The 11,888-nt window shown below is 70.3% G+C and carries 10 protein-coding genes; 7 read left to right on the top strand and 3 right to left on the bottom strand.

Annotated elements, in window-relative coordinates:
- Positions 1 to 7: 7 nt before the first annotated feature.
- The gene (locus tag ACIQ6S_RS02660; protein WP_397606995.1) at positions 8 to 2,260 is read right to left on the bottom strand and encodes a DUF1631 family protein; all 2,253 of its coding nucleotides are present in this window, start codon (positions 2,258 to 2,260) and stop codon (positions 8 to 10) included.
- A 122-nt stretch (positions 2,261 to 2,382) separates the two neighbouring features.
- On the opposite strand from ACIQ6S_RS02660, the gene ACIQ6S_RS02655 reads away from it, so the two are divergent.
- From ACIQ6S_RS02655 to ACIQ6S_RS02645, 3 genes are read left to right on the top strand one after another with little or no spacing between them, the layout of a single operon-like run.
- Positions 2,383 to 2,949, top strand: coding sequence for a nitroreductase (locus ACIQ6S_RS02655; protein ID WP_397606994.1), 567 nt, complete (start codon positions 2,383 to 2,385; stop codon positions 2,947 to 2,949).
- Complete coding sequence (locus ACIQ6S_RS02650; RefSeq protein WP_397606993.1) at positions 2,946 to 3,854, top strand: 5'-3' exonuclease H3TH domain-containing protein; 909 nt, start codon at positions 2,946 to 2,948, stop codon at positions 3,852 to 3,854. The genes ACIQ6S_RS02655 and ACIQ6S_RS02650 overlap by 4 nt, the downstream gene beginning before the upstream one ends.
- 10 nt (positions 3,855 to 3,864) lie before the next feature.
- A complete protein-coding gene (locus tag ACIQ6S_RS02645) occupies positions 3,865 to 4,419 on the top strand; it encodes an NUDIX hydrolase (RefSeq protein WP_397606992.1) in 555 nt (184 codons plus the stop codon).
- A gap of 15 nt (positions 4,420 to 4,434) precedes the next feature.
- Here the strand turns inward: ACIQ6S_RS02645 and pip are convergent, their stop codons facing one another.
- Complete coding sequence (pip, locus tag ACIQ6S_RS02640; RefSeq protein ID WP_397606991.1) at positions 4,435 to 5,376, bottom strand: prolyl aminopeptidase; 942 nt, start codon at positions 5,374 to 5,376, stop codon at positions 4,435 to 4,437.
- Positions 5,377 to 5,469: 93 nt separating this feature from the next.
- Between pip and ACIQ6S_RS02635 the strand changes: the two genes are divergently transcribed.
- The 3 genes from ACIQ6S_RS02635 (at position 5,470) to dxs (ending at position 9,193) form a co-directional block, all read left to right on the top strand.
- Complete coding sequence (locus ACIQ6S_RS02635) at positions 5,470 to 6,126, top strand: HNH endonuclease (RefSeq protein ID WP_297867073.1); 657 nt, start codon at positions 5,470 to 5,472, stop codon at positions 6,124 to 6,126.
- Between the two features lie 126 nt (positions 6,127 to 6,252).
- Positions 6,253 to 7,161 (top strand): hypothetical protein, encoded by a 909-nt coding sequence (locus ACIQ6S_RS02630; protein ID WP_397606990.1) that lies wholly within the window; start codon positions 6,253 to 6,255, stop codon positions 7,159 to 7,161.
- A gap of 130 nt (positions 7,162 to 7,291) precedes the next feature.
- Positions 7,292 to 9,193: a 1-deoxy-D-xylulose-5-phosphate synthase gene (gene dxs / locus ACIQ6S_RS02625; protein WP_397606989.1), complete on the top strand. Its 1,902-nt coding sequence runs from the start codon at positions 7,292 to 7,294 to the stop codon at positions 9,191 to 9,193.
- A gap of 27 nt (positions 9,194 to 9,220) precedes the next feature.
- Here dxs and ACIQ6S_RS02620 read toward each other — a convergent pair whose 3' ends face one another.
- Positions 9,221 to 10,444, bottom strand: coding sequence for a cation:proton antiporter (locus tag ACIQ6S_RS02620; protein WP_397606988.1), 1,224 nt, complete (start codon positions 10,442 to 10,444; stop codon positions 9,221 to 9,223).
- A 171-nt stretch (positions 10,445 to 10,615) separates the two neighbouring features.
- Between ACIQ6S_RS02620 and ACIQ6S_RS02615 the strand changes: the two genes are divergently transcribed.
- A complete protein-coding gene (locus ACIQ6S_RS02615; protein WP_397606987.1) occupies positions 10,616 to 11,863 on the top strand; it encodes an efflux RND transporter periplasmic adaptor subunit in 1,248 nt (415 codons plus the stop codon).
- Positions 11,864 to 11,888 lie beyond the last annotated feature (25 nt).

Here is an 11,888-nt window from a genome sequence, read left to right as displayed (position 1 = left end):
TCGTGCCTCAGGCGATGTCCTGCTTCAACCGGCCGACCATGCGCTGCAGGGCGTCCTCGAAGGCGCCGCCCTGCGCGTCGCGCAACTGGAGCTTCCCGAGCTTCTTCAGGGCGCCCAGTTCCTCGACCGAGGCGACCAGCATGCGGACGCCGCGGCGGTTCACGAACATCAGGCGGTTCGAGATGGGCGAGATCCAGGCCAGCTTGGCCGGGGCCAGCTTCTCGTCTTCGCCGGCCAGGCTGATCCAGTCGCCGACCTTGAGGTCGCGGAGCTGGGCGAGGTCGTCCGGATCGAAATCCGGGACGGCATCGGTGCCGCCGACGATCTTCAGGCGCGGCTGGGGCGGCAGCGGCGGCGGCTCCGGAGCGACGCGGAGCACCGCAGCGGCCTGCTGCGCGGCCACGGCGTCGCCGCGGCGCTGGGCTTCGACGCCGTCGGCGATGGCTTTGATCACGGCATCGGCGGCATCACCCTGCACGCCCGAGCTGCCGAGCACGACGACGAGATCGGCGCTGAGGCCCTGCATGGCCGTCGGGATGCTGATGCCCGCGGCCTTGCCGCCCGGCAGCAGGTCGAGCAGTTTGTCGGCCAGCGACAGGGCCGCCGACCAGGCGACCGACTCGGTGCCTTCGCGCAACGCGACGAGCGAAAGATGGTGCGACCAGCTGCGTGCCAGGAACTCGCGCAGCGCCGCCGGCACCTTGCGGCCATCGACGCGGTTCGACACTTCGCCACCGGCCTGCACGCGGGCGTGCTCGAGGCGCTCCTGCCCGCGCTGCGCCTCGGCGGCACGCTTCTCGGCCAGCTCGACACGCTTCTGGTGCTGCTCGAGGAAGCCGCGCAGCTCGGATTCGAGCGTCTCGAAGATGGCGACGTCTTCGTTGAAATCCCCCACGAGGGTGTCGACCACCTGCTCGGCCTTGCCGAGCATCTCGCGCTCGTGCGCGCTCTGCCCGCCGTTGCCTTCGCAGGCCTCGGTGACCGCGTTGAGCAGGCGGCGCGCCGGGTGCGTGCGGTACATGAACATCTGTCGGTCGAGCAGCGCCACCTTGACGTAGGGCACGACGAGGCGGCTCACGAGGTTGCGCGCGCGCTGTTCGAAATCGTGCTCGTCGAACAGCACGTCGAAGAGCATGCCAACGAGGTCGACCGCGTCTTCTTCGTCCGGGCTGATGCGCACCTGGTCCGGCGAGAGGCCGATGCGGCGGGCGCTTTCGAGCAGGTCACGCTTGAGCAGGACGGAGAGCGAGGCCTCGTGGCGCTCCATGGTCTCGAGCACGGAGGGCGGCACTTCGGTCTGCATCAGCGAGAGCACGGAGAGCATCTCGGTGGTCTGCATGGCGCGGCGCTCGGGAACGCCTGGCGTCGGCGGCGCACCGGGGACGCTGGCATTGCCCTGCGGGCGCAGCGCGCGAAGCATCTCGCGAAGCAGGCTGAAGACGTTGGCATCGTCCTGCGACGTCGGCCCCGAATGGCCGTGGCCGTAGCCGTGTCCATGACCGTGGCCTTGTGCATAGCCCCCGGCGTCGTCTCCAGAAGATGGCGTCGCAGCGCCAGAATTCGGCGACGGCGGCGCACTGCCGGGGCGCGCCGCTCCACCGCCCGGACGTACCGAAGCGCCGGGACCAATGCCCTGACGCGGCACGAGGCCCGCCGCCATGAAGCGCTGCATCAGCGGATCGAGCACTTCGTTGAAGCGGGCCATCAGCTCGCGCTCGTAGTACTTGTAGAGCACCACCTGCAGCATGTTCGGCAGCTCGATGCCCTGGACCGCGCGATGCAAGGCGTGGCCGAAGTTCAGCGGGCTGAGCGGGTTCTGGCGCGGCGCGAGCGATTCGACGCCCATGATCTTCGCCAGCGCCTTGGCCAGCGCGTCCAGCGAGTGGCCGTGGGCCCGCTGCAACGCCTCCACGATCAGGTCGGAGGCGAGCTGCTGCTCGAGCTCCTGCTCTTCCACCAGGCTCAGGCGGAGGCCATCGGCGGAGCCTTGCTTCGGTTCGATCAGCTCGTCGAACAGGGCCTCGTACTGGCGGGCGAACTGGCGCTCGATGGTGGCGCGCGTGCTGCGCAGGGTGTTCATCGCCTCGAGGCGCGGCGAGCGCGCGAACGGATCGGCGCCTTCACCTTCTTTCTGCGCGAGGTCGAACATCCAGTCGTCGGCCTTGCCCAGCACCGCGTGCACGAGCGACGACAGCTGCTCCACCACCGAGCGGCGGGTGTAGCGCAGCAGTTCATCGTAGGTGGGCGGTCGGGAACTCACGGGCGTCATCGTCGGGAAGGGTTTGGGGGGGCTACTGAGGATAGTGGGGGTGTTAACACTTGCAAACCGTGACGGCACCTGCAGTTGGGCGCTGCCGGACGGGGCCTCGTTACAATCGGGGGATGGACCTTTTCACTGCCTTGATGCAGCGCCGTTCCGTCCCGAGCCGCCAGCTTGGCGCCCCCGGCCCCGACGCCACCCAGCGCCGCGCCCTGTTCGAGGCCGCGATGCGCGTGCCCGACCACGGCAAGCTCGCCCCCTGGCGCTTCCTGACCATCGAGGGGGACGCCCGGCACCGGCTCGGCGAACGCCTCGCCGCCCGCGCCAAGGCGCTCGACCCCAACGCCCCGCAGGCCGCCATCGACAAGGACCGCGAGCGCTTCAGCTTCGCGCCGCTGATCGTCGCGGTCATCGGCACCCCGGTCGAAGGCCACAAGGTGCCCGTGGTCGAACAGCTCATGTCCGGCGGGGCCGTGTGCTTCGCGCTCTTGCAGGCCGCGCAGGGCCTCGGCTTTGGCGCGCAATGGTTGACCGGCTGGGCCGCCTACGACCGCGAGATCCTCGACGGGCTGGGGCTCGCGCCGCATGAACTGCTGCTGGGCTTCATCCATATCGGCACCGCGCAGGGCGAGGCCCCCGAGCGCCTTCGCCCGGCGCTGGACGCGAAACTCACGGAATGGTCGCCGTGACGGCTCCCGCGGCGAACGCCGTGCACCTCGTCGATTCGAGCCTCTACGTGTTCCGCGCCTGGCACGGCACGCCGATCGACGCCAGCGACGAGGACGGCTGGCCGGTCAACGCCGTGCACGGTTTCGCGCGCTTCCTCTGCGAGCTGATCGAGCGCACGCGCGCGGAGCGCCTGGCGCTGGCCTTCGACGAAGCGCTGGATTCCTGCTTCCGCAACGCGATCTACCCCGCCTACAAGGCGCACCGCGACCCGGCGCCGGAGGAACTGAAGCGCCAGTTCGCGCACTGCAAGGCGCTCGGCGAGGCGATGGGCCTGCCCGTGCTCGCCCATGTGGAATACGAAGCCGACGACCTGATCGGCACGGCGGCCGCGCAGGCGCGTCGCGACGGCCATGCGGTGGTGATCGTCTCGGCGGACAAGGACATGGCGCAGCTGCTCGACGAGGGTGACTGGCAGTGGGATTTCGCCCGCAACGAACGCTGGGACTGCGCCGGCGTGAAGCCGCGCTACGGCATCCACGCGCACCAGGTGGCGGACTACCTCGGCCTCACCGGCGACGCCAGCGACAACATTCCGGGCGTGCCCGGCGTGGGGCCGAAGACCGCCGCCACACTGCTCGCGATCTATGGGTCGATGGACGCCCTGCTCGACAAGCTCGACGAAGTGCCGCTGCTCAAGCTGCGCGGCGCCGCCCAGCATGCGGTGCGTCTGCGCGAACACCGCGAATCGGCCCTGCTCTCGCGCCGGCTCGCCACCATCGTCCGCGATGCCCCGCTGCCCGGCGACTTCGACGCCGCGCGCCGCCGCGCACCGGACAGCGACGCCATCGACCGGCTGTGCGAGCGCCTGCGCATCGGCCCGATGACGCGCCGCCGCCTGCAGGACGCCGCGAGGATGCCGACTTGAAAGGAGCGCCATGAACCCGAAGCACGAAGGCCCGGCGCAGGTCGCCTGGGAAGGCCGCTGGCTGCGCATCCGCACGCGTGGCACGTGGGAATACGCCGAGCGCACGCACGCCGAGGGCAAGGCGGTGATCATCGTCGCCGTCACCCCGGAGCGGAAGCTGCTGTTCGTCGAGCAATACCGCGTACCGCTGCAGCAGCGCACCATCGAGATGCCCGCCGGCCTTGTCGGCGACAACCTCGGCGAGGACACGCTGGAATCGGCGGCGGCGCGCGAGCTGCTGGAGGAAACCGGCTGGCAGGCCAGCCACGTCGAGGTGCTGATGGAAGGCCCGACGAGCTCCGGCATGAGCAGCGAGATGATCGCCTTCTGCCGCGCCACCGGACTCACCCGCGTGCATGCCGGCGGCGGCGACGAGACCGAGGACATCACCGTGCACGAGGTGCCGGTCGACGAGGCCGCACGCTGGCTGACCTCGAAGATGGCCGAGGGCTATGCGATGGACCCGAAGCTCTGGGCCGGGCTGTGGTTCGTCGAGCGCAACCCGGATGGCAGCCGCGCCGGCTGATCCGGCGCGCAACCCTCAGCGATACGCGTTCGTCGCATCGACCAGCAGGCTGGCGATCTCCGGCTCGAAGGCCGAATGCCCGGAGGTGGGCGCGATGTGCAGCGTCGCTTCCGGCCAGGCCGTCTTCAGATCCCACGCGTTCTGCACCGGGCACACCACGTCGTAGCGGCCGTGCACGATGGTGCCGGGGATGTGGCGGATGCGGTGCGCGTCGCGCAGCAGTTGGTCGTCGTGCTGGAAGAAGCCGCCGTTGACGAAGTAGTGCGATTCGATGCGGGCGAAGGCCAGCGCGAAGGCCTCTTCCTCGTGGCCGGACATGAAGTCCGGGTCCTGGCGGAGGAAGCTCGTCGCGGCCTCCCACACGCTCCAACGCCGCGCCGCGGCGAGGCGAACGGCCGGGTCTTCGTGGGTGAGGCGACGGTGGTAGGCCGAGATCAGGTCGCCGTGTTCGACGGCGGGAATGCCGTCGAGGTACTGCTGCCAGGCATCCGGGAAGAGGCGCGAGGCGCCTTCCTGGTAGAACCACTCCAGCTCCCAGCGGCGCAGCATGAAGATGCCGCGCAACACGAGCTCGGTGACGCGGTCGGGGTGGGTTTCCGCATAGGCCAGCGCCAGCGTCGAGCCCCAGCTGCCGCCGAAGGCCTGCCAGCGGTCAATGCCGAGGTGGGTGCGCAGCGCCTCGATGTCAGCGACGAGGGCGTGCGTGGTGTTATCGACGAGGTCGGCGTGCGGCGTGGAGCGACCGGCGCCGCGCTGGTCGAACAGCACGATGCGGTAGTGCTTCGGGTCGTGGAAGCGGCGCATCTTCGGGCCGCAGCCGGCGCCGGGGCCGCCGTGCAGCATCACCACGGGCTTGCCCTTCGGGTTGCCGCACTGCTCGTAGTACAACCGATGCCGCGCGTCGACCTGCAACGTGCCGGTGTCGAAGGGTTCGATGTCGGGGTACAGGGCGGCCATGCGTCACTCCGGTGCGGGAGCGCAAGGATACGGGGCGAGACCCCGCCCGCGCGTGCTTGAACTGTCACGCAGGGCGCGTATGCTCAGGCCTCAATGGAGCCCGCTACGCCGCATCAGGCCGTCGTGCTGGCCAGGGTCGATAGCACCCCGGCACGGGGTTCTGCCCCCCAGCGTTTCCCGGCCGGTCCGGCCCCCCGCCTTCTCAGTCTCGACGCCCACGGCCGCATCCTGAATTGGATGACCTGGCAGGACGCAGCTTGCCTCTACGCGCGCGGCGCTGTGGCCTGGACGCTGGGCGACCCCTGCCTGCAGGTGCGCGGTGGCGTGAACCGCTGGACCGGGCGGCAGAGCGTGCTGGACATCGCACCGATCATCGCCGCCAAGGGCCATGCCAGCGCCCGAGTGCCCGAACCCACACCGGCGCTGACGAATACCGCGCTGTTCGCCCGCGACCAGTGGATCTGCCTGTACTGCGGCGGTGACGGCCGCCGGCTGCCACTGACGCGCGACCATGTCATCCCGAGCTCGAAGGGCGGCAAGGACGTGTGGGAAAACGTCGTGGCCGCCTGCATCCACTGCAATTCGAAGAAGGGCGGACGCACACCGCAGCAGGCGGGCATGCCGCTGCTGGCCGTGCCGTTCCGGCCGAGCTGGGTCGAGCACCTCATCCTCTCGAACCGCCACATCCTGGCCGACCAGATGGCCTTCCTCACGGCGCACCTGCCGAAGCGGGCGCGGCCGCAGGGCTAGGCGTCGCGCCCCATCGCATGTGACGTGATGCAGCGCACAGCCTGACACCTTGAGACGTCGAGACGTTTGACCCTCGCCGAGGGCCTTCCAATACTCTGGCGCTCCTGCCTAGACGCCTTGGCTTCCATGCCCCGACTCAGCTTTTCCGGCTTCGACCGCGCCGACGAGGCCAAGGCCCGCGCGCTGTTCGAGGGCCTGCACCTGGGCGACTGGGCACTCTCCGACGAAGCCGGCGCCGACGCCGTGCTGATCGATCTCGATTCGATGTACGGCCAGATGGCGTGGATGAAGGGCTTCGACGCCGGGAAGGTCGCCATCGGCCTCACCCAGGCGCTACGCGCCGACACCGCCTACCGGATCGACGCGCCGCTGGAAGCCGAGGCGCTGCGCGCCGTGCTGCTCGCCATCGCCGGCGGCCCTCCGGCCAGTGCGCCTGCCGTCGAAACCCCGATGCCCGAGGCGGCGGTCGTCGTCGCCTCCGCCGCCGTGTCGGCCCCGAGCCCGACCCGCACCACCCTCGAGGCGCCCGCCGTCGCGGCACCGGCGTCGGCGAACCGCTTGGCCGCGCGCCTTGCGCGCGCCACCGGCCCCTTCGCCGTGCAGTTCGGGGGCCTCCCGCGCCTCGTGGTCGACCCTGCTTCGCAGCAGTTCGCCCCGGGGAAATCGCTGAAGGCCCTGATCGACTACGGCCACGCCGATCTGCCGGCCGAATCGATCGAAACCCTCGATGGCGATGCCGCGACCGCGGCGCTTCGCGCGGCCGGCGACCCGCAACCGCTGTCGCGCCTGACCTGGCTGCTCGCCCTGGGCGGCGGCGCCGGACGGCTGCTGGACCACGCCCCGGGCACCCGCTTCCAACTGGGGAAATGGCCGCAGGCGGAACGCGAGTTCCCCAAGCACTTCCGCATCGCCACGGTGATGCTGAAGGCCCCGGCGACGCTCACTGAGATCGCCAGTGCCTCCGGGGCCAGCGAGGCCGAGGTGGCCGACTACATCAACGCCGCCCTCGCCGTCGGCCACGCCAACGCGGCGTGAGCCGGGCCGAGAACGGGCGCCGGGTGCCCTGAGGACGCCCCCACCGGGCTGAATCCCGCCCCATCGTCGGCTTGCCCCCCCTCCCCCCGCGGGCGGACAATTCGCGACCGAATTGTTGCCGATGCCTGCGATGGACCCCCAGCGCTACCCGCGCCTCTCCCGCATCACCCTGCCCGCCGACCTGCGCCAGTTCCCCGAATCGGAACTGCCCGCCGTCGCCGACGAGCTGCGCGCGTACCTCATTGAATCGGTCGGCCAGAGCGGCGGCCACTTTGGCGCCGGCCTCGGTGTCATCGAGCTCACCGTCGCCCTGCATTGGCTCTACGACACCCCGAACGACCGCCTCGTCTGGGACGTGGGCCACCAGACCTACCCGCACAAGATCCTCACCGGCCGCGGCGAGCGCATCACCAGCGTGAAGAAGAAGGGCGGCGTCGCGCCGTTCCCGAAGCGCAGCGAGAGCGAGTACGACACCTTCGGCGTCGGCCACAGCAGCACCAGCATCTCGGCCGCGCTCGGCATGGCCACGGCCGTGCAGCGCTCCGGCGACGCACGCAAGGTCGTTGCTGTGATCGGCGACGGCGCGATGACCGCGGGCATGGCCTACGAGGCCCTGAACCACGCCGGCGGCATGGACCCGGAACCCGACGTGCTGGTGGTGCTCAACGACAACCAGATGTCGATCTCCGAGAACGTCGGCGGCCTGACCAAGATGCTCGGCAAGCTGATGTCCTCGAACACGCTGAACGCGGTGCGCGAGGGCGGCAAGAAGATCCTCGGCGACAAGCGCAAGAGCCCGGCGGCGCGCTTCATGAAGCGCTGGGAAGAGCATGCCAAGGGCATGTTCGTGCCGTCGACGCTGTTCGAGGAGATGGGCTTCCACTACACCGGCCCGATCGACGGCCACGACCTGCCGGCGATGCTGCAGGCGATGAAGCTGCTGAAGGGCAAGAAGGGCCCGCAGCTGCTCCACGTCATCACCACCAAGGGCAAGGGCTACGAGCGCGCCGAAGGCGACCAGATCGGCTACCACGCCGTCTCGCCCTTCGACCCGGACCTCGGCGTCGTCAGCAAGGGCGGCGCGAAGAAGCCGACCTACACCGACATCTTCAGCGACTGGCTCTGCGACGCCGCCGCCGCCGAACCCAAGCTGCTCGGCATCACCCCGGCGATGCGGGAAGGTTCCGGCCTCGTGCGTTTCAGCAAGGAATTCCCGGAGCGCTACTTCGACGTCGCGATCGCCGAGCAGCACGCCGTCACGCTTGCCGCCGGCATGGCCTGCGAGGGCGCGAAGCCCGTCGTCGCCATCTATTCGACCTTCCTGCAGCGCGGCTACGACCAGCTGGTGCACGACGTCGCAACGCAGAAGCTCGACGTGCTGTTCGCCATCGACCGCGGCGGCGTGGTCGGACCGGACGGCGCCACCCACGCCGGCAATCTGGATTTGAGCTTCCTGCGCTGCGTGCCGCACATGGTGGTGATGGCTCCGGCCGACGAGGCCGAATGCCGCGCCATGCTCACGACCGGCCTGCGCTTCGACGGCCCGGCCGCGGTGCGCTACCCGCGCGGCACCGGCCCCGGCGTGGCCGTGCCGGCGACGCTCGACACGCTGCCGATCGGCAAGGCCGAAGTGCGCCGCAAGGGCAAGGGCATCGCCCTGCTCGCTTTCGGTGCGCTGGTGCCGGCCGCCGAACACGTCGGCACCGAACTCGGCCTCACCGTCGTCAACATGCGCTTCGTGAAGCCGCTCGACCGCGAACTGCTGCTCGAACTCGCCGCCACGCACGAGGGTTTCGTCACCCTCGAGGACAACGTGGTGATGGGCGGCGCGGGCTCGGCGGTGCTGGAGCTGTTCGCGCAGGAAGGCGTCATGAAGCCCACCCTGCTGCTCGGCCTGCCCGACCGCTTCCAGGACCACGCCGCGCGCGAGGAGCTGCTGGCCGAAGCCGGCCTCGACGCCGCCTCGATCCGCACCGCGGTGCTGAAGCGCTGGCCGGCGCTGGCCACGCCCGAGCTCAAGGCCGCGGGCTGAGCCCCGCACGGGCGAAGGGCGTCCGGGTCAGTGCCCGGCGCTCTTCATCGATTCCGGAATGCCCGCGGCGCCATAGCGCCGCCGCACCATCGGGATGGTCAGCATCGTGCTGGCCACCGCCATCAACAGCAGCGCGGTGAAGGCATCGGCGGAGATGATGCCTTTGTCGAGCAGGATGGTCGCGAAGATGATCTCGATCAGCGCCTTGGTCTGCAGCAGCCAGCCGATCAGGTAGGCCTCGCCGGGCTTCCATCCGAGGATCTTCGCGGCGATGGTGATGCCGAGGCGTTTGCCCACCACCGAGGCCACCAGCAGCACGCCTGCGGCGATGAACACGGCGCTGCCGCCCGCATCCCATTCGGTGCGCAGCCCGGTGCTGAGGAAGAACACCGGCATCATGAACACCAGTACGGTGTTGCGGACGAGGTCGAAGCGCTCTTCGGCGAACCAGTGGCGGTCGATGATGACGCCGGCGAGGAAGGCACCCACCATGAAGTGCAGGCCGGCCGCGTCCGAGCCCAGCGCGCAGGCCAACAGCCACATCAGGCCAAGCGCCCAGCGGTCGAACTCGCCGACGCGGGCGAGGCCGCGGCGCACGATGGGCGCGAGCACCGCGAACGCGACGAGGAAGCCGACCTGGTGCAGCAGGCGATCGGCGTCGACGAGGATCAGCGCGAGCACGATCCAGATGGCGATGTCGTCGAGGCTGGCGTAACGCAGCACGCGCTGGCCCAGCGGCGTGCGCAGGATGCCGAGCTTCTCCATCAGCAGCATCAGGATCGGCAGCGCGGTGACGGCTGCCCCCATGCCGAGGGCCGCGACGAACTGCAGCTCGGTGGCCTTCGGCCCGAGCAGGCCGGGCATCCATTGCAGCAGAGCCCAGGCGGCGGCGGCGCCGACCAGCAGCGGCATCGCCATCGCCAGGCCGGCGGTGACGGCGGTTTCCCGACGACCGGCCCAAGCCGAGCGCAGGTCGAGCTCGATGCCCGCCAGCCACAGGAAGATGATCACCGCCCACCAGGCGAGGCCATTGAGGTTGGCCACCACCGTGGGCTGGAACAGCTGTTGGTGCACCTCGGGGAAGACCGCGCCCGCCACGCCGGGCCCGAGCAGGATGCCCGCGACGATCTGCACCACCACCAGCGGCGCGATGTCCTCGGTGCGCGCCAGGCGCCAGACCAGCCACGGCAGGGCGAAGATGCCGAGCATCACGATCAGGAAAGCGGTCTTGGGGTGGATCAGCTCGGCCATGGTGCGGTTGAGGGTTCTTGAAGAGGCGCCATCCTAGGGCATGGCCGTGGGCCGAGGCAGCCGCGGCGCAGCAACGACTGACTTTCGTCAGTGACGCCGCGCCCCGGGACTTGGCACAGTGTCTTCATGCCGGGCGCCGCATGCTGCGATCGCCCTGAACCGAGGTGTTGAATGAGCCGTCCCGAAGACCACCTGCGCGACCTGCGCATCGACCGCCGTCCCGGCGCCGCGCGCCCGACCTCGAACCGCAAGTGGATCGTGCTCGGCGCGATCGTCACCGTGATCGCCGTCGGCGCGGTGCTGATGTCCGGCCGGCCGACGCCGGTCGACACCAGCGTCGCGCGCAGCGCGGCCGACGCCGGGCCGCCCACCCTGCTCGACGCCTCCGGCTTCGTCACCGCCCGGCGCATCGCCACCGTCTCATCGAAGGTCACCGGCCGCGTGGCCGAAGTGTTGATCGAGGAAGGCATGAAGGTCGAAGAGGGCCAGCTGCTGGCCCGCCTCGACGCCACCGACGCCAGCGCCCAGCTCGAACTCGCCAGCGCGCAGCAGGCTTCGAGCGAATCGCAGCTCGACGAAGCCCGCACCCAGCTCGCCTTGGCCGAGACCACGCTGACGCGCCAGCAGGAGCTGATCGGCCGCCAGCTGGTCGCGCAATCGGCGTTCGACCAGGCCAAGGCCGACCGCGACGCCCGCGCGGCGCGCCTCGCCAGTCTGGAGAAAGCCGTCGAAGTCGCCCGCGACCAGCGCGCGCTCACCGCCATCGGCGTGGACAACACGCAGATCCGCGCGCCCTTCGCCGGCGTGATCGTGGCCAAGGCCGCGCAGCCGGGCGAGATGATCTCGCCGGTCTCGGCCGGCGGCGGCTTCACCCGCACCGGCATTGGCACGCTGGTCGACATGGATTCGCTGGAGGTGAACGTCGACGTCAACGAGGCCTACATCGGCCGCGTGCAGCCGAAGATGCCCGTCAACGCCGTGCTCAACGCCTACCCGGACTGGACCATCCCGGGCAGCGTCATCGCCATCGTGCCCACCGCCGACCGCACCAAGGCCACGGTGAAGGTGCGCATCGCGCTCGACAGCAAGGACACGCGCATCGTCCCCGACATGGGCGTGCGCGTGAGCTTCCTGGCCCCGGTCGATGCCGATGCGCCGAAGCCCACCGGCGCCTTCGTGCCGGAAGCCGCCATCGTGCAGCCCGCGCCCGCCGCGGAGGGCGAGGAGCCCGGCCGTCCCGCCGTGTTCGTGGTCGAAGACGGCGTCGCGAAGCGCATTGAAGTGACCCTCGGCGAAGAAGCGAACGCCGAACGCCACGTCACCGCCGGCCTCAACGGTGGCGAGACGGTGATCGTCGCGCCGCCGAAGGGCCTCGCCGACGGTGCGCGCGTGGTGGTCAACGCCGCCGCCGGCCGCTGAGCGATCCCGCCGCCATGAGCACGCC

Origin of the sequence: Silanimonas sp. (genome assembly GCF_044377035.1) — a bacterium.
Classification (GTDB): domain Bacteria; phylum Pseudomonadota; class Gammaproteobacteria; order Xanthomonadales; family Xanthomonadaceae; genus Silanimonas.
This window is presented reverse-complemented; position numbering and strand designations above follow the sequence as displayed.

What these genes read in the sequence shown, in the direction of transcription:
- ACIQ6S_RS02645 (WP_397606992.1), top strand. Translation starts at nt 3,865, where the DNA reads ATGAACCCGAAGCACGAAGGCCCGGCGCAGGTCGCCTGGGAAGGCCGC.
- ACIQ6S_RS02655 (WP_397606994.1), top strand. Translation starts at nt 2,383, where the DNA reads ATGGACCTTTTCACTGCCTTGATGCAGCGCCGTTCCGTCCCGAGCCGC.
- ACIQ6S_RS02635 (WP_297867073.1), top strand. Translation starts at nt 5,470, where the DNA reads ATGGAGCCCGCTACGCCGCATCAGGCCGTCGTGCTGGCCAGGGTCGAT.
- ACIQ6S_RS02630 (WP_397606990.1), top strand. Translation starts at nt 6,253, where the DNA reads ATGCCCCGACTCAGCTTTTCCGGCTTCGACCGCGCCGACGAGGCCAAG.
- ACIQ6S_RS02615 (WP_397606987.1), top strand. Translation starts at nt 10,616, where the DNA reads ATGAGCCGTCCCGAAGACCACCTGCGCGACCTGCGCATCGACCGCCGT.
- ACIQ6S_RS02620 (WP_397606988.1), bottom strand. Translation starts at nt 10,444, where the DNA reads ATGGCCGAGCTGATCCACCCCAAGACCGCTTTCCTGATCGTGATGCTC.
- dxs (WP_397606989.1), top strand. Translation starts at nt 7,292, where the DNA reads ATGGACCCCCAGCGCTACCCGCGCCTCTCCCGCATCACCCTGCCCGCC.
- pip (WP_397606991.1), bottom strand. Translation starts at nt 5,376, where the DNA reads ATGGCCGCCCTGTACCCCGACATCGAACCCTTCGACACCGGCACGTTG.